Below are 20599 nucleotides of genomic sequence, written 5' to 3'. Positions count from 1 at the left end.
GTGCGGTCGAACGTGGCAGATATCTGGGTCGGCGCGGACGCGCACACGATCGCGCGGGCGGTGCACCGCCGCGAGATCTCAGCGCGCGCCGTCGTCGAACAGCATCTCGCACACATCGACGACCGCAATCCGAGTCTGAACGCGATCGTCACCGTCGCGACCGAGCAAGCCCTGCGCGAGGCCGACGCTCTCGATGGGCTGATCGCGCGTGGCGAGCAACCCGGCCTGCTGGCGGGTGTTCCGTTCACCGCGAAGGACCTCATCACTACCGACGGAGTGCGCACCACGGCCGGGTCGCGGGCGCTCGCCGAGAATGTGCCCGGTGTCGACGCACCTGCGGTTGCAGCGATGAGGGCGGCCGGGGCCATCCTCGTCGGAAAGACCAACACCCCGGAGTTCGGCACGTCCGGTCTCACCGACAACGAACTCTTCGGACCGACCGTGAACCCGCTCGGAACACCGGAGGTGCCACGATCGCCCGGCGGGTCGAGTGGCGGCGAGGCGGCGGCGATCGCCTCGGAAATGAGCGTGGTCGGACTCGGCACGGACTTCGGCGGTTCCGTGCGCTGGCCCGCGCACTGCGCAGGGCTGGCGTCGATCCGTCCGACTCTCGGCAGGGTCTGCCCCGATGGCCAGTACCCCGGCGTTGTCGCCGGTGATCACTTGTTGGCGAATCCGACGACCGTGCACGGCATGCTCCAGACCATCGGCCCGATGGCGCGCAGTCTCGACGACGCCGCCCTCGTCCTGCGGGTGGTGTCGGAACCGCATGTCGTGTGGGCCGATCCGGCGTCCGTCGACGTGAACAGTCTGGACATCACATGGGCGCCCGGGGAAGGCACCGTGCCGGTTTCCGCGGAGATCGTGGCCGCCGTGGCAGAGATGGCGGGCAGGCTCGGTGCGCGCCGCTACGAAGGATCGGCGCTCGGCGAGGGCAACGCCCTGTTCGGACAGCTGCGGTCGACCCAGTCCCACACCGATATCACCGCGCTGGCGATATCCGGCGAGTTCGGCGCGAGCATCCGGACGATGCTGGCCACCGGCCATCGTGCAGACAGCGTCGAGGTCGAGGAATTGTGGGCACTCCGTACCCGGCTCGTCCATCGGTTACTCGCCGAGATGGGCGATCTGCTGGTGCTGCCCGTGGCGTCTATCGGCGCACCGCCGCTCGAGCTCGATCGGTTCGACGTGGAAGGCCGAGCCCTCACCTGGCAGGAGGCACTCGCGAGCTGTCGCGCGATCAGCGTCGTCGGGTTCCCGTCAGTGGTTGTGCCGGTGGGCGAGACGGCCGACGGCATGCCGATCGGTGTGCAGCTCGTCGCCCGTCCCTTCTGCGAACACGTTGCGCTGGCAGCGGCAGCGCGACTGTGACAGGGCCCGGGTCAGATCACACCGGATCGGTGTAGGGATTCGAGTTCGTCGTCGGCGACACCGAATTCGGCGAGCACCGCGTCGGTGTCCTGTCCGAGGGTCATCGGCGGGGCGTTCCGGATCGGCAGCGTTTCGGAATCGACCCAGAACGGTCCCCGCATCAGCGGCAGATCCTTGCCGTCGGGCGTGGACACGGTCTGGACCATGTTCAGAGCCTGCACCTGCGGATCGGCGAACGCCTGGTCGACGGAATGCACCGGACCGCAAGGTATTCCCGCCTTCCTCATGTCCGATACCCACTCGGCCGCCGACCTGTGCGTCAGCAATTCGAGCAGCTCCTCGGTCAATCGATCGCGGTACTCGAGGCGAGATTTGCCGGTGGCGTACTCGGGACGCGCCGCGAGATCGGGGTCGCCGAGCACGGCGCACAGCGCTTCCCAATGCTTGTCGGATCCCGTTGCGATGATGATCGGGTGGTCGGCGGTATCGAAGCAGCCGTACGGGGTGATGGTGGGGTGAGTGTTGCCATTGGGTTCGGCGACCCGTCCGGTGCTGAGATAGTCCTGCGCTTGGAACGTCATGATCGACAAGGCCGATTCGATCAAAGAAGTCTGCACGTGGTGGCCCTCGCCGTCTCGGGACCGGGCGACGAGCGCAGCCGTGATTCCCAGTGCCGCATATATTCCCGACACCGTGTCGATGATGGGAATACCGACTCGCAGGGGTGTGTTCTCGCCGGCGCCGGTGACGGACATGAGTCCGGACATGCCCTGCGCGACCTGATCGAGACCCGGTGCGAACTGGTCGGGTCCGGTGGGTCCGAAGCCGCTGACGCTCATCACGATCACTCCGGGGTTGTCGCGGCGCAGCGTTTCCTGGTCGAGTCCCATCGCAGCGAGTACCCCGGGCCGAAAGTTCTCGACGACCACATCTACTTCGGATGCCATGCGGAGAAGCAACTTCCGCCCTTCGTCGCTTCGCATGTCGAGTGCGACAGACCGCTTGCTCCGGTTCACCGATGCGAAGTACAAGCTGTCGGAGCCGTCGAACGGAGGCCACTGACGTGAACTGTCGCCGCTACCGAGGGACTCGACCTTGATGATGTCGGCGCCGAAATCGGCGAGCAGTGAGGTGCACAGGGGGCCGGCGAGGGCTCGGGACAGATCGAGGACGCGGACGCCGTGGAGTAGAGGCTTCATCGTCACGACGATGGTCGAGTCGGGCACCATGGCGCGACGGCGACAATGTACAAGTGGGTGCCCCTGATTTCGGCGTATTCTGTGCCCGGTGATGTCGAGCGTTGCGGATAACGTCGAGACTCGACCGTCGTCAACCGTGTTGACGACGACGTAGCGGGAATCTATGGTCATGGTCTCGCGCCCGGCGGGACGAACTACTGGCAGGTGAACGGGTGTTGCTGTGACGGTACGGAAGATGAACGCCTCCCGGAGCGCCGACGCAGGCGGCACCCATCACGCCGTATCCGAGCCGATTCCGTTCGCCGACATCGTCGTTTCGGGACTTCTCGTCGACCCGACGGTGATAGCGGGCGACGTGGCCACTGCACGTGACGTCACGGACGTCGCCGTGATGATGCTCCCGGAAATAGGCCCGTGGCTCCGTCCGAACCAACTCCTCGTCACCTCGACCACGGTGCTCCGGCGCCTGGCTGGAACGATCGGCGACTTCACCGCCCGGCTGGCCCGGCACGAGATCGCAGGCCTCGTCGTCCGGCTCGACGAGGGATGCGGGCTGCCGGACGATATCGCGCGGGACGCCGCTTTCCCGGTCGTGACGACCCCCGACGACATCGACGCAGATCACGAGCTCGCATACGGCCTCTCCGGCATGGCGAAGACACAGGTCGATGCCGTGTTGCGAGCCGATCACCTGCGCCGCGGACTGCTCGAGATCGTGATGGCGGGTGGCGGTCACAAGGCGCTCGCCGATGGTGTGGCACGCGGCCTCGGTGGCGCGGTGCTCATCACCACCCCGGACGGTCGTCAGACCTGCCGTGCCGGAGCGGACGCGGATTTCGGTTGGCTGGCGTCGACCGCTGCACTGGATTCGACGGGACGGGTCCGCACGGATTGCCTCGACGGCGGACTCGGCCTGCATCGCTTCGGTGACGAGTATGTGGCGATCGCTGCGATCTCGGCCAACAGCATCGACCACGGCAGGCTCGTACTCTTCTGTCCGGGGCGGACTCTCGCGAGTGAGGATCTGTATCTCGTCGAGCAGGCCGCGACGGTGTGTGCACTCGTGGTGAGCCGGGAGTTGGCCGTCTCCGCGGTCGAGGAGAAACACAGAGCCAACTTCGTCCGCGATCTGTTGCGTGGGCGCGGTGGCGATCCCGAGCAGGTCATCGTGCATGCGCAGATGTTCGGGTGGAATCTCGATCGGCCCATCGTGGTCGTGGCGGTCGAGCCCGACGTCGTCGACGACGACGACGAGCCACCCGCCCCCGCTCGTCTGCCGGTCGTCGAGCGGCAGGCGCGAGCGTTCGTCGGTGCTGTCGCAGGACGCGATCCCGGGGCTGCGGTGACAGCGCTCGCGACGGAGACCGTGATCATCATGGGCGAAGGTAGCGACACCATGACCCTCGTTCATGAACTTGTTGCGCAGGTACGAGGCGCCGGAGGTGGCGGACGTCGGCCGTTCGGAGTGGGGGTGTCGCGGGCATCGTCGTCGACTGCCGATCTTCCGGCGCTCTACGGACAGGCCAGAACCGCACTCGAGGTGGGGCGCAAGATAACCGGGTCGTGGGCGGTGACGCACTTCGACGATCTCGGTGTGTACCGGTTGCTCAGCCTCGTCGAGGACACCGACGAACTCGAGTCGTTCGCGCGGGAGACGCTCAAGGAGCTCACCGACGACACCGCCGAAGCGCAGGACATGCGACGCACCCTCGAGGTGTTGCTCGCGACGAACATCAACATCGCAGAAACCGCGCGCCAGTTACATTTTCATTACAACACGTTACGATATCGGGTTGCGAAGCTCGAGAAGATATTGGGCCCGTTCACCGCGCAGCCCGAACTGCGTCTCGACCTCTCGCTCGCACTCAAGATCATCGCCATGCGTGGGATCAATTCCTAATATTGCCAATATCTGCCGTCGCGCACTGGCAGATTGTTCCTATCCTCGAACGCCCTGACTCAATTAACGTTTGCGCCTATCCAGGTGCACGTGTGAGCGGCAACACAACCGTAACAATCGACGTCGACTCTCTTGGCACCACACTCTTCCTGAAAGGTCCGACCATGGCCATATGGACGTTGCACGGAGACGGAAAGACCATCGAGCCGGGGCAAGTGGTCGCGCCGAACGAACGGCTGACCTGGGGCCGCACCATCGGGCTCGGCGGTCAGCACGTGGTGTCGATGTTCGGTGCAACCTTCGTCTTCCCGATCATCATGGGACTCAATCCACAGCTCGCTGTGATGCTTTCGGGATTCTGCACGCTGTTCTTCCTGCTCGTCGTGAAAGGTCGGATCCCCAGCTATCTCGGAACATCGGCTGCGTTCGTCGGCGGTATAGCCGCGATCCACGCGCAAGGCGGCACCTCCGCGGAGGTGACGGGCGCGATCATGGTGTCGGGCCTCGTCCTCGCCGCGATCGGTGTGGCGGTCCACTTCCTCGGCGGTTCGATGGTGTTCAGAGTTCTGCCTCCTGTCGTCACCGGCGCCGTCGTCATGCTCATCGGATTCAACCTGGCGCCCGTGGTGGCCGGTACCTACTGGCCACAAGACCAGTGGGTCGCGTTGATCGTGATGGTGGTACTGGTCATCGGCAGTGTCGCCCTCCGCGGATTCCTCGGCCGGGTGGCGATCTTCCTGGCGCTGCTGTTCGGGTACGCGCTGTCGTGGGTGCTCGATCTGGTCACCGGGCCGATCACCTCGTACGACGCCACCGCAGGCGCCGTCACCGAACACTTCCGCGTCAACTGGGACGGTGTCGCGTCCGCATCGTGGTTCGGGTTGCCCCCGTTCACCGATGAGGCCAACGGCATCGTCGGCATCCACGCACCCTCCTTCAGCCTCACGTTCATCGTGCTCGTACTGCCCGGCGTCATCGCCTTGATCGCGGAGAACGCAGGCCACGTCAAGGCCGTTGCCGAGATCACGAAGACCGACCTGGACCCGATGATGGGGCGCGCACTCGCCGCGGACGGTCTGGCCACAGCCATGGCGACCGGCGTCGGCGGCTCTCCGACCACCACATACGCCGAGAACATCGGCGTCATGGCCGCGACCAAGGTGTACTCGACCGCGGCCTACGCGGCGGCAGGTGTGATCGCGATGCTGCTCGGGTTCTCGCCCAAGTTCGGTGCCGTGATCTCGGCGACGCCCGGCGGTGTGCTCGGCGGGATCACCGTCGTCCTCTACGGCATCATCGGACTGCTCGGCGCCAAGATCTGGAAGGAGAACGGCGTCGACTTCGGCAACCCGGTCAACCTCATGCCCGTCGCTGCGGGCCTGATCATCGCCATCGGCGACACCTCACTGAACTTCACCGACTCCTTCTCGCTCAGCGGCATCGCGCTCGGCACCATCGTCGTCATCGTGCTCTACCACGTGTGCCGGGCCATTGCCCCGAAGGACGATGCGGACACCGGCGGCAGCGGCGCCGAGCTGGATCGTGAACCCGACACCGACCCGGACGGCGGGACCACGCGGCACCGGGTCGAACAACCCGCGTGACCTCGATTACTTTTGACAGAGGAAGGGCGTGAGCGTTGTCACTTCTTCACCAAACACCGATCGCACGATGCGGGCAGGATCTACTGAATGAAACCGTCGCCACTCACCTATCACCGACCCCGGTCGATCGACGAGGCCTGCGAAATTCTCGCGCGGGTGGCCCATGAGGGCAAGGTGCTCGCCGGTGGTCAATCGCTGATACCGCTGCTGTCGATGCGGCTCGCGGCGCCCGCGCACCTCGTGGACATCGGCTCCATCCCGCGTCTCGACGCGGTGTCGGCCTCGCCCGAGCTGGGCGTCACGTTCGATGCCCTCACCACCCACACCGCGCTGGAAGCCGATGCCTCGGCAGCAACGGTGCAGCCCCTCCTCGGACGGGCGCTGCGGCTGGTGGCGCATCCGACCATCCGCAACCGCGGCACCACAGTGGGCTCGATCGTCCACGCCGACCCCTCCGCGGAGATGCCCGCCGTGCTGGCATTACTGGGTGGCACACTCACCGTGCGATCGGTGCGCGGCGTGCGGGAGATCAAGGCCGACGAGTTGTTCGCCGGCCCGCTCGAGTCGACCCTCGAACCCGACGAGATCGCCACGAGCGTGACTGTGCCGCCCGCCAGACCCGGAGTGGGCACAGCGATCGACGAGATCGCTCGTCGTCATGGCGATTACGCACTCGTGGGTGTCGTGGCGCAGGTGGAAGTCGAGGACGGCGCCGTTATCTCCGCACGGGTGACCTATGTGTCCGCCGGGGAGCTCGGCCAGGTCGTCGACTACAGCGACGCGCTGCGCGGAGCATCGGCCACCGACGTCCGCGACCCGATGTGGCAGCACATCTCGGAGATCGCCCGTGAGACCGTCGACACCGATGCGGACATCCACGCCACCGCCCGCTACCGCTCACAGCTGGTGGCGGCGCTGACCGGACGGGTCGGTTTCGCCGCCGCGCAAGATGCTGCGCGCGACGGGACCAGAATGCCGATGCCGACAGGAGGACGATCATGACGAGCACGACGCCGCGTGGAGGCCGAGGTCGCGCACCGGAACGCACCCTCGAGGAGCGTGTGAGCGAAATGGAGGCCGACACCGGCGAACAACATGTGGCCGTGACCTTCACATTGAACTCCGTGACACAGACGGTTGTGCTGCCGTCACGAACGCTCGCGTCCGACGCGATCCGGCACCATCTGCGCCAGACCGGCACCCACGTCGGATGTGAGCACGGCGTATGCGGTGCGTGCACGGTGCTGCTCGACGGTAAACCCGTGCGCTCCTGCCTCGTGCTCGCCGCGAGCCTCGAAGGCCGTTCGATGACGACGGTCGAAGGACTCGTCGAACCCGACGGCACGCTGCATCCCGTGCAGCAGGCGTTCATCGACTGCCACGGTCTGCAATGCGGCTTCTGCACACCGGGTTTCGTCACCACGATTGCCGCCTACCTCGAGGAGAACCCCACGCCCACCCGCGAGGAGGCGACGGAGGCGATCGCAGGCAATCTCTGCCGGTGCACCGGATACAAGAACATCCAGGCCGCGGTGCTCCGTGCCGCGGAGATCACGCGGGAACGCGCCGGCGGTTCACCGCTCGGGCCCGACGACGAATCGGCGCGTGCTTCGCTCGACGGCAAAGTTCGCGGCACCACCCATCCGGTGGGTGGAAAGGCAGGACGCGCGTGAGTACCACCACTCCCGATATTGCGGGCGCTACCCCGGACCTCGAGGACGACAAGGACGGCAAGTCGTTCGGCAAACCGATCCCGCGCAGTGAGGACCGCCGCCTGCTCAGCGGGCAGGGCCGCTACCTCGACGACCTCGGGCATGGCGCGCTCATCGCGGCGTTCGTCCGGTCGCCGCACGCCCACGCCCGCATCACCGGGATCGATATCGACGCCGCCCTCGACGTGCCGGGTGTGCACGCGATCTACACCTACGACGATCTCGTGGACGACACCCCGGAGATGGCGGAGAATCTGCCGCTGCTGATTCCGCATCCGGCGATCACCGCCCCACGCAACGGGTATCCGCTCGCGAAGGACGAGGTGAACCACGTCGGTGAGGCCATCGCGATGGTCGTCGCCGACAACCGGTACATCGCGGAGGACGCGTGCGCACTCATCGACGTCACCTACGACACGTTGCCCGAGGTCGTCGGTATCGACGTGTCCCGTCGTGCCGAGCACACCGTCCATCCTGATGTCGCGGACAATGTCGCCGCGCACCTGCAGCACGGATTCGGCGACGTCGACGCCGAACTCGAAGCTGCACCGCACCGTCTGACACTGAACCTCGAGATCGAGCGGTCGGCCTCCATGCCGATGGAAGGCAAGGGTGTCTACGCGCGCTGGGACGAAGACGAGAAGGCCCTGACCTTCTGGACCTCTACCCAGACCTCGACCTCCGCGCGCGCGGCGATTGCCGCGAGACTCGGTATGGCACACAACAAGGTGCATTGCATCGCCCCCGACGTCGGCGGCGGATTCGGTGTGAAGATCGTGCACCCGTGGCCCGAAGAGGTGATGGTCACCTGGGCCGCCCGCAGGCTCGGACAAGCAGGCATCTCCAACGAGGTGAAATGGGTCGAAGACCGGCGTGAGCACTTCATCTCGAGCGCGCACGAACGCGGGCAGGTGCACGAGGTGACGGTCGGGTTCGACGACGAGGGCCGGTTGCTTGCCTTCGACTTCTCCCTCTGGCACGACAACGGCGCCTACCTGCCGTACGGCATCATCGTCATCCTCAACACCTCCACGCAGGTGCTCGGCCCGTACAAGCCGAAATCCTTCCGGGTGGACGCCTATTCGCTGTATACAAACACGGTCATCGTCACGCCCTACCGGGGTGCAGGCCGGCCGCAGGGCGTGTTCGCGATGGAACGGTCGATGGACGCGATCGCGAAGTACCTCGGCAAGGACGTCATCGCGGTGCGCGAGGCCAATCTCATCCGGCCGGAGGAGATGCCCTACGACTTCCACCTCACCTTCCAGGACGGCCGGCCCCTCATCTACGACACCGGCGATTACCAGGCCGGCATCGACAAGTTGAAGGAACTCGTCGACTGGGACGGCTTTGCCGAGTACAAGGAGCAGGCGAAGGCCGAAGGCCGTACCGTCGGTATCGGAATCGGCGCCTATGTCGAAGGAACCGGCCCCGGGCCGTACGAGGGCGCGCATGTGCTCGTCGAGACCTCTGGCAAGGTGAAAGCCGCGACCGGCCTCACCACCCAGGGGCAGGGCCACCAGACGTCGTTCGCGCAGATCGTCGCCGACGATCTCGGTGTACCCGTGTCGGATGTCGAGATCGTGACCGGAGATACTCGCCGGTTCGGTTACGCAGTGGGCACCTTCGCGTCGCGCGGTGCCGTGATGTCCGGCTCGGCGTTCCATGTCGCGGGGCAGATGGTCGCGGAGAAGGCGAAGAAGATCGCCGCCGACCACCTGCATGTCGACCCGGCAATGCTCGAGCTGCGCGGCGGACATGTGTGCGTCCTCGGCACCGAGCCCGGCGCCGAGGGCACATCGATCCCGCTCGGAGTGGTTGCGGTGCTCTCCAACCCGTTGCGTTACGCGTTCGATGACGCCTCCCGGCAGGCGACAGGTTTCGCGAAGGCGGACACCGACATGACGGTGCCGCCCGTTCCCGAAGGCGAGCAGCCGGGGCTCGAGGCCACCGGCTACTATTCGCCGCCCACGTCGACGTTCGCGTCCGGTGTGCATGCGGCGATCGTCGAAACCGACCCCGTGACCGCGGAGATCCACGTGCGGAAGTACGCGGTGGTGCACGACTGCGGCAACGTGATCAACCCGCGGATCGTCGAAGGCCAGGTGATCGGGGCGGTGGCCCAGGGTATCGGCGGTGCGCTCTACGAGCGGATCGTCTACGACGAGCACGGGCAGATGCTCAATGCGTCGTACATGGATTTCCTCATGCCGTTCGTCACCGAGATGCCCGATTCCCTCGAGATGGATCACACGGTGACCCCGTCCGCGCTCAATCCTCTCGGCATGAAGGGTGCCGGTGAGGCAGGAGTGATCCCGACCTCGGCCGTCATCGCCGCTGCGATCGAGGACGCGGAAGGCATCCCGATCACGTCCATGCCGATTTCCCCCTCGGAGTTGTTCGAGCTGCGTCTGAACCACGCGGCGAACCGGATCAAGGAGAACGAATGAGAATCGCCGGTACCGCGCAGTTGATCGCCCCGCCGGAGGTCGTGTACGACAGCCTGCAGGACGGCCGTGTTCTCGCGGCCACGATCCCCGGTGTGCAATCGCTCGAGCAGATCAGCGACAACCATTACAAGCTGTCCATCACCGCGGGCGTCGCCTCGATCAAGGGCACTTACGACGGCGAAGTGCTGTTGTCCCAGCAGAACCGGCCCGACTCGTTCGTGATGACCGCATCGGGCTCCGGCGCGCCGGGGACGGTCAAGGCCGACGTGACGGTACGACTCGAGGAGCGCGACGGCGGCACTGTCCTGAGCTACGACGCCGACGCGGTCGTGGGCGGAATGGTCGGCGGCGTGGGCCAGCGAATGATCACCGGTGTCGCGAAGAAGATGGCCGGGGTGTTCTTCAACGGCATCGACGGGGTGATCGCGAACGGAATCCCCGAACCGGTGGCCGACGAGGCCGTTGCTGTCGCCGGGTCCGCTGCAATCGAGAGCGCAACGGTTGCAGTCGCGCCGGCCGCTGCGGTGCAGGGCTCCGATCAGGCCACGCCGGTCGCCACAGTTCTGGCCTCGGCAGCGGTGGGTGCGGTCATTGCACTCGCCGGTGTGGTCCTCGGCGGGATTCTCGCCCGCCGATAGAGCGCTGCGACACGAACCGAACGGCACCCCAGGCCCGGGCATCCGCCCTGCCGGCCCGGGGTGCCGTCGTGTGTACAGCGGTCGATGCACGAAGCCCCCAACAAGTGCGAGTGAGTTCGGCGATATGTGACAAAGAAACGGCGTCGCGCAGCGGGTGGAATGTCACCAAGCGTCAAAGAAGAACCGGCGAGACGAACCCAGGAGGAAGTGTGGGATCCAGGAAGATTCGGGTCGGTATCGACACCGGCGGAACATTCACGGACATCGTGGCCGTGGACGACGAGTCGGGTGCGATCGTCACCACGAAGACCCCGTCGACCCCGTCGGACCCCGCAGTGGGCTTTCTCGCCGGTGTCGAGAAAGTGCTCGCGAAGCTCGGCGAGACCGGCGATGCGATCGGGGCCGTCAGTCACGGCACCACCGTCGCAACCAACAAGCTGCTCGAAGGCAAGGTCGGACACCTCGGTTTCATCACCACCGAGGGCTACGAGCACGTGCTCGAGATCGCCCGTCAGTCCGTCCCGGACGGTTACGGTAACTCGTACTTCTGGGTCAAGCCCGACCGCATCGTCCCGGCCGACCGGGTCCGCACGGTGGGTGGACGACTCAACTTCGAGGGCAAAGAGATTCGCCCGCTGAACGAGGACGACGTCCGCGCTGCGGCACGGTTCTTCCGGGAGCGCGAAGTGCTCACCATCGGTGTGTGCCTGATGCACTCGTACGCGAACCCCGAGCACGAGCGCCGCGTCCACGACATCCTCCTCGACGAGTACCCCGAGGCGACGGTGAGCATCTCGAGCGAGGTGCTGCGCGAGTACCGCGAATACGAGCGCTCCATCACGACACTCGTCGATGCTTCCGTCAAGCCCAACATCCGCAGCTATGTCGGCAACATCGCCACCCGTCTGCGGGAGTTCTCCTCGATCGACGGGGAACAGCGCGACATCCCGTTCTACGTGATGAAGTCCAACGGCGGTGTGCTGTCGGCGAAAGAGGTCGTGAATCAGCCGATCACGACGGTGCTGTCGGGGCCGGCGGCAGGCGCACTCGGCGCCGCTCTGATCGCAGGTGTCGCGGGTGTCGACCAGGTGCTCACGTGCGATGGCGGCGGCACGTCGACGGACGTCACCGTGGTCGTCGGCGGAGAGCCTGCTCTCACCACCGAGGGCCGAGTGGGGATGTACCCGTCGAAGATCCCGATGATCGACGTGGTCACCGTCGGTGCCGGTGGTGGTTCGATCGCGTGGATGACCCCCGAAGGCACGCTGCGTGTCGGTCCGCAGTCGGCCGGCGCCGATCCCGGACCGCTGTGCTACGCCAAGGGCGGTGACGAACCGACCATCACCGACGCGCACGTGCTGCTCGGCCGGATCCCCCCGCACCTGCTCGGCGGTGAGATCCCCCTCGACACCGAGCTCGCGCGCAAGGGCGTCGAGGAACTCGCCCACCGGCTGGGTCTCGAGTTCGAGGCATGTGCCACCGGCATCCTCGAAGTATCGGCATGGAACCAGGCGAACGCGTTGCGTCAGGTCACCGTGAAGCGTGGACTCGACGTCCGCGACTTCACGCTGGTGACCTTCGGCGGCTCCGGTTCATTGCTCGCGTGCCGCCTCATCGACATCCTCGGCCTCAAAGATGTTCTCGTCCCACTCAACCCGGGTAACGTCTCCGCGTTCGGGCTGCTCACCGTCGACGTCCGCAACGACTACGTGCAGACGCACGTGAGTCGGCACGACCGGCTGCAGGTCACCGAGCTGCAGTCCGGACTGGACGCGCTCGCGGTGGAGGCCGAGCGCGCGCTCGCCGACGAAGGTTTCGCTCCCGACGAGCGTCGCTACGCACGCTCGGCAGACCTCCGGTACCTCGGACAGGCCTTCGAGGTGCGCGTACCGCTCGGTGACGGACCCGTCACCCAGGAGTTGATGGACGAGGCGGCGGCACGCTTCCACGAAGCCCACCGCGAACTCTACGGATACGACTTCTGCGGTGACCCGCACCAGCATGTGGAGTGGGTCAATCTTCGGGTGAGCGGCATCGGGCCCATCAAGCGTCCCGAGCTGAAGGAGATCGCCGCGGGTCGCGGCGCCGAGGTCGCTGTCACGGGAACCCGCGACGCCTACTTCGGAGAGTGGGTCACCACCGCGGTGTACGACCGGGCCCTGCTCGGTGCCGGTGACGAACTGAACGGTCCCGCAGTGATCGAGGAGTTCAGCTCCACGATTCCCGTGCACCCCGGATTCCACGCGCGCATCGATGCTTTCGGAAATATCCGCATCACCAAGACGTCCGACTCGAACGGAGTGAACCGATGACCGCGATCCTCGATGCTGCCGCAGCACAGGCGGCGAAACCCTACCGGCTCACCGAGGCCGGGGGAGCAGCTCCCGACCCGGTGCTCGTGGAGATCGTCGCCGGCTACCTCGCGAGTGTCGAGATGGAAGTGGAGACCTCCATCTCGCGGACCTCGCGTTCGCCGATGATCCGCGATGCCCACGACTTCCGCGCGGGAATCCACGACCGGAACCTTCGCAAGCTCACGGGCCGTTCGTATTCGGCGCTGGTGCACCCGATCGCGCGGGATTTCCCGCTCGACACGATGAAGCCGGGCGACGTCTTCTTCCACAACGACGTCTACCTCTCCGAAGGCGGCATCGGCCACCTGCCGGATCTGTGCGTCACCGTACCGGTGTTCGCGACCAAGCCCGGCGACACCGAGCCGAAGGTCGTTGCCTTCGTGCAGGCGTTCGGCCACCACGACGACATCGGCGGATGCTGCCCGGGATCGATGCCGTCGGGTGCCACCACGGTGTTCGAGGAGGGCCTGATGGTTCCGCCGATCAAGTTGTGGGACCAGGGTGTTCCCAACGAGGCGGCCTTGCGCATCATGACCCGCAACTCGCGGATGCCCGACGCCCTCGCCGCGGATCTCGACGCCGAATGCTCGGCCTGCCTCATGGGGGCACGTCGTCTCACAGAACTGTTCGAGCGGTACGGCGTGGAGACCGTCGAATCATGCTTCGACGCAATGATGGACGCCACCACGGAGACCTACCGTCGCGAGATCCTCAGCAAGATCCCGAAGGGCGAATACACCTGGGAGGACTACGCCGAGCACGACGGTGTGGACGAACCCATGCTGCATGTTCAGCGGATCACTCTGACGAAGACGGGCCCGGAGGACGAGGGCGGGGAACGCCTGATCCTCGACTTCAACGGCACCGGTCCTCAGGCGAAGGGACCGATCAACCACTGCGGCGACTACGCCGACGGCAACTTCCTGATCAAGTGGCTGGCCCCGATCCTCCGCAACCTGGCCGACACCCCGGAACGCATGGCCGAACTCGACGTCAACGAGGGCGTCGTGCCGTTGATCGAGATGAAGTTCCCCGAAAAGGGCACGCTCATCACGCCGATCTTCCCGGCGCCCACCAATGCCCGCACCTTCGTGATCCTGCGTCTGCTCGGTGTGCTGGCAGGCGTGGTTGCGAAGGCCGTCGACGGCAATATGCCCGCCGACCAGGAAACCATCCGCTACACCGGTGTGTACGGCGAGGACTTCGAGGGCCACTCGTACCTCATGCGTGAGGTGCTGGGCGGCGGCTCCGGCGGCAGGCACTATGCGGACGGGGAGGACACCATCCACGTGGTGCCCGATTCCCGCAATCTGCCGACGGAGTTCACCGAGAGTCGGTTCCCGTTCATCGTCGAAAAGTTGGGTCTGGCCGTCGATTCCGGTGGAGCCGGTCGCTACCGCGGTGGTCTCGGATACGAGAAGCACATCCGGATGCTCAAGGACGCGCACTTCATGTCCATCGCCGACCGATCGATCCTCGCATGCTGGGGAGTCAAGGGCGGCAAGGCTGGACGGCCGTTCTCCGTCGTGTTGAATCCGGGTGGTCCCGACGAACGCGAGTTCGACGCGCTCACCGATGCGGATCCCATCAAGGCGGGCGAAGTCGTCCGGATTCGCACGACGGGCGGCGGCGGCTGGGGCGACCCGCTCGACCGACCTGTCGACGAGGTAGTTCGAGATGTACTGTGGCGCAAGGTGTCTGTGGAGGGTGCGCGCGCCGACTATGGTGTCGTCCTGAAAGATGCGCCGGCCGATGCGCCGGTCGCGGATGTCGAAGCAACCGAGGCGTTGCGTGAGCGGATCCGATCCGAGCGTGCTGCGGAAGAGCCGTTCTTCGATCGAGGACCCGGTTACGAAAGATTGTCCGGTGGAGCAAAGTTCGCCGAGTACGACTTTATCGGGAGCTGACTCGTGGTTGCCTTCACGTCCGGCGGCGCTGATCTTGCAGTGATCGGCGCCGCTGGGAAGACGGGGGCCGCCGTCGTGGCAGCGCTCGAGGAGAAGGCTTCTGTTCGCCGGGTGGTGCATACCGCCCGGCGGGCGGACGATCACGCCGTCGACCTCGAGACCGGTGCCGGCCTGCGGGAGGCCCTGTCGGGATGCCGGGGTGTGTACTTCATCGCGCCCAATGTGCACCCCGACGAGCCCGCACTGCTGCGTCGGGTGCTCGCCGCTGCTGTCGAGGCGGGCGTCGACCACGTCGTCTATCACTCCGTCGCGTGGCCGTACACACCCGAGATGCCGCACCATCTCGACAAAGCACGGTGTGAGGACGAGCTGCACACGTACGGCGGTGTGCGATGGACGGTGTTGCAACCCTGTGCGTACGCGGAGAATTTTGCCGGCGTACTCGACGGCTCGGTGAACACACTCGCGGTGCCGTACGACCCGGAAGCAGTGTTCTCGTTCGTGGGCCTCGCGGATGTCGCGGCGACCGCCGCCCGTGTCCTGATCGAGGGCGCGGACATCCACCACGGTGCGACGTACGAGCTCGGCGGGCCGGAGCAGCTCAGCGTTCGGCAGTTGTGCCGTCGGGCGCCTGGGTCCGTGGTGGTCGAGCAGGTGCCGGTGGCCGACTGGATGGACCGACACGGGGGCGACCTCACCGTCGATGCGCGTGCACGCTTGGCAGCGATGTTCGACTTCTACGATCGGCACGGATTCGTCGCCGGAAGCACGCAGCTACGTGCGCTCCTGGGCCGCCGTCCTCTCGGAGTCACCGATCTGGTCGGCGCGATGTGAGGACGTCTGCCGTCTGCGTCGTGTAGGAAAGGGGCTGTGACGGATCACCACGCGAACGGCCGCTCCGCCGACGAGTCCCTGCCCGCGTCCGTACTCATCGCGGTCGCCGAGTCCTCTAACATCGGTGTGCTCACCCTCAATCGCCCCGAGCAGCGGAATCCGCTCTCGGTGGCAACCATGCGCGAGGTGACACTGGGGCTGCAGGCGTTGTCCGCAGAAGCCGCGGTTCGGGTGATCGTGATCCGGGCCGAGGGGCCGGTGTTCTCGGCGGGCCACAACCTGCGGGAGATGATCGGTCGCACCCTGGAGGAAGAGCGGGCAGTTTTCGACACCTGCACCGAGATGATGCAGACGGTGCAGTCGATCCCGCAGCCGGTGATCGCCTCGGTGCAGGGCACGGCGGTCGCTGCCGGATGTCAGCTGGTCGCGGCGTGCGATCTCGCGGTGGCGTCGTCCGCTGCGGTGTTCGGTACACCGGGTGTGAAGATCGGCCTGTTCTGCTCGACGCCGATGGTTGCGGTGAGCCGGGCAATCGGACGCAAACGTGCGCTGCAGATGCTGCTCACGGGCGAGACGATCGACGCGCACACTGCAGCCGACTGGGGTCTGGTGAACTTCGTCGTCGACCCGGACGAGCTGGAGATCGAGACGACGGCACTGGCCGCGAAAATCGTCGGCGCCTCGCCCGCGACAGTGAAGATCGGCAAGGAAGCGTTCTACCGGCAGATCGATCTTCCTCAGGACCAGGCGTATGAAGCGATGGGCGAGACGATGGCCCAGAACGCGATGATCTGCGACGCGCAGGAAGGTATGAGCGCGTTCGTGGAGAAGCGCGCGCCGGTGTGGCAGGGGCGGTGATGGCCTTCCGGCCCGAATCGATCGCTGGATCTGGACCGATGGTTGGACGTCCTATAACCTCGTCGCCATGAGTTCCGACCCTCGTTCCAGCACTGTCGATGCCATCGTCCGACGCTCTGCCGGACGCTTCCCCGATCGTGTCGCATTGCGGTTCGAGAACCGCACGGTCACCTACCGAGAACTCGACGACGCGGTGTCGCGCGCAGCCGCGCACCTGCTGTCACTCGGGCTCGATTCCGGAGATCGGGTCGCTGCGTACGGCACCAACTCCGATGCCTACGTGATCGGCTACCTCGCAACCGCGCGTGCCGGCCTGGTGCACGTGCCGATCAACTACGCACTGCGCGGTGAGGAGCTGAGCTACCTCCTCGGGCAGTCGGGCGCGCGAGCGGTTCTCGTCGATCCCGCGCTGCGCGAGAACGTCGACCAGGTGCTCTCCGAGGTCCCCGCAGGGACCGTCCTTGCCCTGCGCGACACGGACGACTCGCTCCTCGTACTCGCCACCACGGGGGATGTCCCCGTCGTCGAGGCGGAGGTGGCCGACACCGACCTGGCACAGCTCCTCTACACCTCCGGTACGACGTCGAAGCCCAAGGGCGCGATGATGACTCATCGAGCGCTCGTGTTCGAGTACACGTCGTCGATAGTCGCGCTCGATCTCGCGCCCGACGACAATCCCCTCATCTGCATGCCGCTGTACCATTCGGCGGCGATGCACGTGTTCATGCTGCCGTACCTCGCGATCGGGGCGACGGTCCGGCTGTTGCCTGCACCCGACATTCCGGGGATCCTGCGCATGATCGAGGAGGAGTCCGTCGGATCGCTGTTCCTCGCGCCCACGGTGTGGGTGCCGCTCGCCAACCACCCCGATCTCGATACCCGAGACCTGTCGTCGCTACGCAAGGCCCAGTACGGTGCGTCGATCATGCCGGTGACGGTGCTCAACCGACTGCGTGAGCGCTATCCGGACCTGGCGTTCTACAACTGCTTCGGCCAGTCGGAGATCGGCCCGCTCGCGTGCGTGCTGCGCCCCGAGGAACATGAGGCCAGGCCGTCGTCGTGCGGTAAGACGATCTTGTTCGTCGAAACCCGTGTCGTCGACACCGAGGGCAACGACGTACCGGACGGCGAACCCGGTGAGGTGCTGTACCGGTCGCCGCAGCTGTGCCTCGGCTACTGGGAGAATCCCGATGCCACAGCGGAAGCGTTCCGCGACGGCTGGTTCCACTCGGGCGATCTCGTCACGCGCGACACTCAGGGATACATCACCGTCGTCGACCGCATCAAGGACGTCATCAATACCGGCGGCATTCTGGTTGCCTCCCGCGAAGTCGAGGATGCGATCTACACGCACAGTGCGGTCGCGGAGGTTGCAGTGATCGGCACTCCGGACGAGAAGTGGATCGAGGCCGTCACCGCGGTCGTCGTGCGTAAGGACGGCGAGACCGTCACCGAGAGTGAACTCATCGATCACGTGAAGCAGCGTCTCGCGCCGTTCAAGGTGCCCAAGGCCGTGCGGTTCGTCGACACCCTGCCGCGGAACCAGAGCGGCAAGCTTCTCAAGCGTGAGTTGCGTTCGGGATAGTCTCGCCGCTGCACAGTCGGCCGAATGTCACCTTCGGCCACTTCAACTAGCCGAAGGTGACATTCGGCTACAAGATCGGAAGAGTCCAGTATGAACAAGCACGTTCCCTCGTGGTACGACGACGAAGTGAGCGCCGTCCACGAACTCGCGAGCGACTTCTTCGAACGCGAGGTCATGGGCCATGCCGAGAAGTGGGACGCGCAGGTGCGGTGCGGACAATTGGCACACTCGCCATCGCGATGACGGTTATCACAACGTCCGGCGGAAGCGGACATGCCGACCCTGTACCACCGCCCCCAACTTCGCCATCCCCCTCGAATAATGGACAGGTGTCACCGGCTGAGAGCACCAGCACTCCCTCGAGCGAGACAATGCCGCCACGGCCTGAGTCGGATGGACCGAACGAGGATGCCGCCAAGCCACGCAAACAAACGGAACGCAACGCTCAGGCGATGGCGCTGCCGGGATGCGCCGACTACTGGAATCCCGCTCTGAACAGTTGGTTTATGGTATGTGGACGCATTCTCGATAAATACAATGAGATGGGCGGTCCAGGAGGTCTCCTCGGACTGCCCACTTCGAACGAACTCACAAACCCGGACGGAATCGGAAAGAGAAACTCGTTCACCAATGACTCATCGATCTACTGGTCGCCCGCTACTGACGCACATCAGATCGGCGGGGCGATCGGTGCCGAGTGGGCGCGCACCGGATGGGAATCGGGAAACCATGGGGACTGATGTAGGAGCAGGTGACATCTGAACTGTGGTGCCGTGAGGCACTGCTGGAAGGATGGACCCGTGCCCAAGCCCTATCCGAAAGAGTTCCGCGACGACGTCGTCCGCGTGGCCCGCAACCGCGAACCAGGTCAGCACCTGCGGCAGATCGCCGCCGACTTCGGCATCAGCGAATCCTGCCTGACCAACTGGCTCAGGAATGCCGACGTCGAGGACGGCACCAAGCCAGGGACGACGAACGAGGAGTCCAGAGAGAACCGCGAGCTGAGAAAGCGGATCCGGTTGCTTGAGCAGGAGAACGAAGTGCTGCGGCGGGCCGCGGCGTATCTATCACAGGCGAATCTTCCGGGAAAATGATGTACCCGCTCGTCCGCGAGCTGGCCGCCGGCGGGATTCCCGTCGCGGTGACGTGCCGGGTTCTGGGGATCGCGCGCCAGCCGTACTACCGGTGGCTCGCCGACCCGGTCACCGACGCCGAACTCGAGGAGGCGTACCGGGCGAACGCCCTGTTCGACGCCCACCGCGAGGACCCGGAGTTCGGCTACCGGTTCCTCGCCGACGAAGCCCGCGATGCGGGCGAGTCGATGTCGGACCGCACGGCGTGGCGGATCTGTTCGACCAACAGGTGGTGGAGTGTGTTCGGCAAGAAACGTGGCTCGAAGAAGGGCCGCTCCGGGCCGCCGGTGCACGATGATCTCGTCGGCCGCGTCTTCACCGCGGATGCTCCAAACACTTTGTGGCTCACCGATATCACCGAACACAGAACCGAGGAAGGCAAGCTCTACCTGTGTGCGGTCAAGGACGTGTACTCGAACCGGATCGTCGGCTACTCGATCAGCGATCGGATGAAATCCCGTCTGGCTGTCACGGCCCTCGAATCGGCAGTGGCACGGCGGGACTCGGTTGCCGGATGTGTGGTTCATTCCGACCGTGGATCGCAATTTCGCAGCCGGAAATTTGTCCGCGCCCTCGCCCGCCACGACCTGGTCGGATCGATGGGTCGGGTGGGTGCGGCCGGCGACAATGCCGCGATGGAATCGTTCTTTGCGCTGCTCCAGAAGAACGTCCTCGACCGGCAGAGATGGGCCACACGCGAGCAGTTGCGCATCGCGATCGTGACTTGGATCGAGCGGACCTATCACCGCCGGCGACGTCAGCTCCGGCTCGGCAGATTGACGCCTGTCGAGTTCGAGACCATCATGACCACACCAGCCACACAGGCTGCGTGACCGAATCTGTCACCGGATCGTGCAGCAGTCCCATGGCTACCCAATCACCGATGAGTGGCGACCGCCGGATGGTGTAGGAAGGTTTAATCACTTCGAGAAGAATTCTTCCATTTACTGGAACCCTAACCTCGATCTTTCGTGCGGGTGACGCGCCGGCCTGAGCAGTTCGGACTGGGTGTGGAAACCGCGGATCCGGTGTGCGGCCACGATCGACTACCCGA

Annotated in this window: 16 protein-coding genes and 1 pseudogene; 16 read left to right on the top strand and 1 reads right to left on the bottom strand. The window is 65.6% G+C overall.

Going from position 1 to position 20599, the window contains the following annotated elements; translation table 11 throughout:
• Nucleotides 1-1371: an amidase gene (locus ACFWCF_RS23295; protein WP_378566651.1), complete on the top strand. Its 1371-nt coding sequence runs from the start codon at nucleotides 1-3 to the stop codon at nucleotides 1369-1371.
• A gap of 11 nt (nucleotides 1372-1382) precedes the next feature.
• On the opposite strand, the gene ACFWCF_RS23290 is transcribed toward ACFWCF_RS23295, so the two are convergent.
• Nucleotides 1383-2570: a CaiB/BaiF CoA transferase family protein gene (locus ACFWCF_RS23290; protein WP_378566648.1), complete on the bottom strand. Its 1188-nt coding sequence runs from the start codon at nucleotides 2568-2570 to the stop codon at nucleotides 1383-1385.
• Between the two features lie 235 nt (nucleotides 2571-2805).
• On the opposite strand from ACFWCF_RS23290, the gene ACFWCF_RS23285 reads away from it, so the two are divergent.
• From ACFWCF_RS23285 to ACFWCF_RS23215, 15 genes and pseudogenes are all read left to right on the top strand, one after another.
• Nucleotides 2806-4470, top strand: coding sequence for a helix-turn-helix domain-containing protein (locus ACFWCF_RS23285; protein ID WP_378566645.1), 1665 nt, complete (start codon nucleotides 2806-2808; stop codon nucleotides 4468-4470).
• 164 nt (nucleotides 4471-4634) lie between these two features.
• Nucleotides 4635-6074 carry a uracil-xanthine permease family protein gene (locus ACFWCF_RS23280; RefSeq protein WP_378566642.1) on the top strand — a complete coding sequence of 480 codons (1440 nt, stop codon included), beginning with the start codon at nucleotides 4635-4637 and terminating at the stop codon, nucleotides 6072-6074.
• Nucleotides 6075-6161: 87 nt separating this feature from the next.
• On the top strand, nucleotides 6162-7076 hold the full coding sequence (locus ACFWCF_RS23275) for an FAD binding domain-containing protein (protein WP_378566639.1): 915 nt from the start codon (nucleotides 6162-6164) through the stop codon (nucleotides 7074-7076).
• A 68-nt stretch (nucleotides 7077-7144) separates the two neighbouring features.
• A complete protein-coding gene (locus ACFWCF_RS23270) occupies nucleotides 7145-7747 on the top strand; it encodes a (2Fe-2S)-binding protein (RefSeq protein WP_378566827.1) in 603 nt (200 codons plus the stop codon).
• Nucleotides 7748-7764: 17 nt separating this feature from the next.
• On the top strand, nucleotides 7765-10236 hold the full coding sequence (cutA, locus tag ACFWCF_RS23265; RefSeq protein ID WP_378566824.1) for an aerobic carbon-monoxide dehydrogenase large subunit: 2472 nt from the start codon (nucleotides 7765-7767) through the stop codon (nucleotides 10234-10236).
• Nucleotides 10233-10874, top strand: coding sequence for a carbon monoxide dehydrogenase subunit G (locus tag ACFWCF_RS23260; protein ID WP_378566636.1), 642 nt, complete (start codon nucleotides 10233-10235; stop codon nucleotides 10872-10874). Before cutA ends, ACFWCF_RS23260 begins: the two co-directional genes overlap by 4 nt.
• Nucleotides 10875-11083: 209 nt before the next feature.
• Nucleotides 11084-13186: a hydantoinase/oxoprolinase family protein gene (locus tag ACFWCF_RS23255; RefSeq protein ID WP_378566633.1), complete on the top strand. Its 2103-nt coding sequence runs from the start codon at nucleotides 11084-11086 to the stop codon at nucleotides 13184-13186.
• Nucleotides 13183-15135 (top strand): hydantoinase B/oxoprolinase family protein, encoded by a 1953-nt coding sequence (locus ACFWCF_RS23250; RefSeq protein WP_378566630.1) that lies wholly within the window; start codon nucleotides 13183-13185, stop codon nucleotides 15133-15135. Before ACFWCF_RS23255 ends, ACFWCF_RS23250 begins: the two co-directional genes overlap by 4 nt.
• Before the next feature lie 3 nt (nucleotides 15136-15138).
• Entirely contained in the window at nucleotides 15139-15969 is an 831-nt protein-coding gene (locus tag ACFWCF_RS23245; RefSeq protein WP_378566627.1) for an NmrA family NAD(P)-binding protein, read from the top strand.
• 78 nt (nucleotides 15970-16047) lie between these two features.
• Nucleotides 16048-16827 carry an enoyl-CoA hydratase gene (locus ACFWCF_RS23240; protein WP_378566821.1) on the top strand — a complete coding sequence of 260 codons (780 nt, stop codon included), beginning with the start codon at nucleotides 16048-16050 and terminating at the stop codon, nucleotides 16825-16827.
• A 67-nt stretch (nucleotides 16828-16894) separates the two neighbouring features.
• Nucleotides 16895-18412 carry an acyl-CoA synthetase gene (locus ACFWCF_RS23235; RefSeq protein WP_378566624.1) on the top strand — a complete coding sequence of 506 codons (1518 nt, stop codon included), beginning with the start codon at nucleotides 16895-16897 and terminating at the stop codon, nucleotides 18410-18412.
• A gap of 90 nt (nucleotides 18413-18502) precedes the next feature.
• A pseudogene (locus ACFWCF_RS23230) lies at nucleotides 18503-18622 on the top strand (acyl-CoA dehydrogenase); the annotation flags it as partial.
• Between the two features lie 29 nt (nucleotides 18623-18651).
• Nucleotides 18652-19152: an LGFP repeat-containing protein gene (locus ACFWCF_RS23225; protein ID WP_378566621.1), complete on the top strand. Its 501-nt coding sequence runs from the start codon at nucleotides 18652-18654 to the stop codon at nucleotides 19150-19152.
• Between the two features lie 60 nt (nucleotides 19153-19212).
• Nucleotides 19213-20378, top strand: a protein-coding gene (locus ACFWCF_RS23220; protein WP_112320133.1) for an IS3 family transposase whose coding sequence is annotated in 2 segments (ribosomal slippage) — nucleotides 19213-19485 and nucleotides 19488-20378 — 1164 coding nt in all. Because the reading frame shifts where the segments join, the coding sequence is not laid out codon by codon here.
• Between the two features lie 19 nt (nucleotides 20379-20397).
• On the top strand, nucleotides 20398-20526 hold the full coding sequence (locus ACFWCF_RS23215; RefSeq protein ID WP_378566617.1) for a hypothetical protein: 129 nt from the start codon (nucleotides 20398-20400) through the stop codon (nucleotides 20524-20526).
• Nucleotides 20527-20599: the final 73 nt, after the last annotated feature.

Source organism: Rhodococcus sp. NPDC060090 (assembly GCF_042729855.1).
Lineage (GTDB): Bacteria > Actinomycetota > Actinomycetes > Mycobacteriales > Mycobacteriaceae > Rhodococcus.
Note: the sequence above shows the minus strand (reverse complement) of the source record. Positions and strands in the feature narration are given on the sequence as shown.

What these genes read in the sequence shown, in the direction of transcription:
- ACFWCF_RS23225 (WP_378566621.1), top strand. Translation starts at nt 18,652, where the DNA reads ATGACGGTTATCACAACGTCCGGCGGAAGCGGACATGCCGACCCTGTA.
- ACFWCF_RS23285 (WP_378566645.1), top strand. Translation starts at nt 2,806, where the DNA reads ATGAACGCCTCCCGGAGCGCCGACGCAGGCGGCACCCATCACGCCGTA.
- ACFWCF_RS23260 (WP_378566636.1), top strand. Translation starts at nt 10,233, where the DNA reads ATGAGAATCGCCGGTACCGCGCAGTTGATCGCCCCGCCGGAGGTCGTG.
- ACFWCF_RS23290 (WP_378566648.1), bottom strand. Translation starts at nt 2,570, where the DNA reads ATGAAGCCTCTACTCCACGGCGTCCGCGTCCTCGATCTGTCCCGAGCC.
- ACFWCF_RS23235 (WP_378566624.1), top strand. Translation starts at nt 16,895, where the DNA reads ATGAGTTCCGACCCTCGTTCCAGCACTGTCGATGCCATCGTCCGACGC.
- ACFWCF_RS23280 (WP_378566642.1), top strand. Translation starts at nt 4,635, where the DNA reads ATGGCCATATGGACGTTGCACGGAGACGGAAAGACCATCGAGCCGGGG.
- ACFWCF_RS23275 (WP_378566639.1), top strand. Translation starts at nt 6,162, where the DNA reads ATGAAACCGTCGCCACTCACCTATCACCGACCCCGGTCGATCGACGAG.
- ACFWCF_RS23250 (WP_378566630.1), top strand. Translation starts at nt 13,183, where the DNA reads ATGACCGCGATCCTCGATGCTGCCGCAGCACAGGCGGCGAAACCCTAC.
- ACFWCF_RS23270 (WP_378566827.1), top strand. Translation starts at nt 7,145, where the DNA reads ATGGAGGCCGACACCGGCGAACAACATGTGGCCGTGACCTTCACATTG.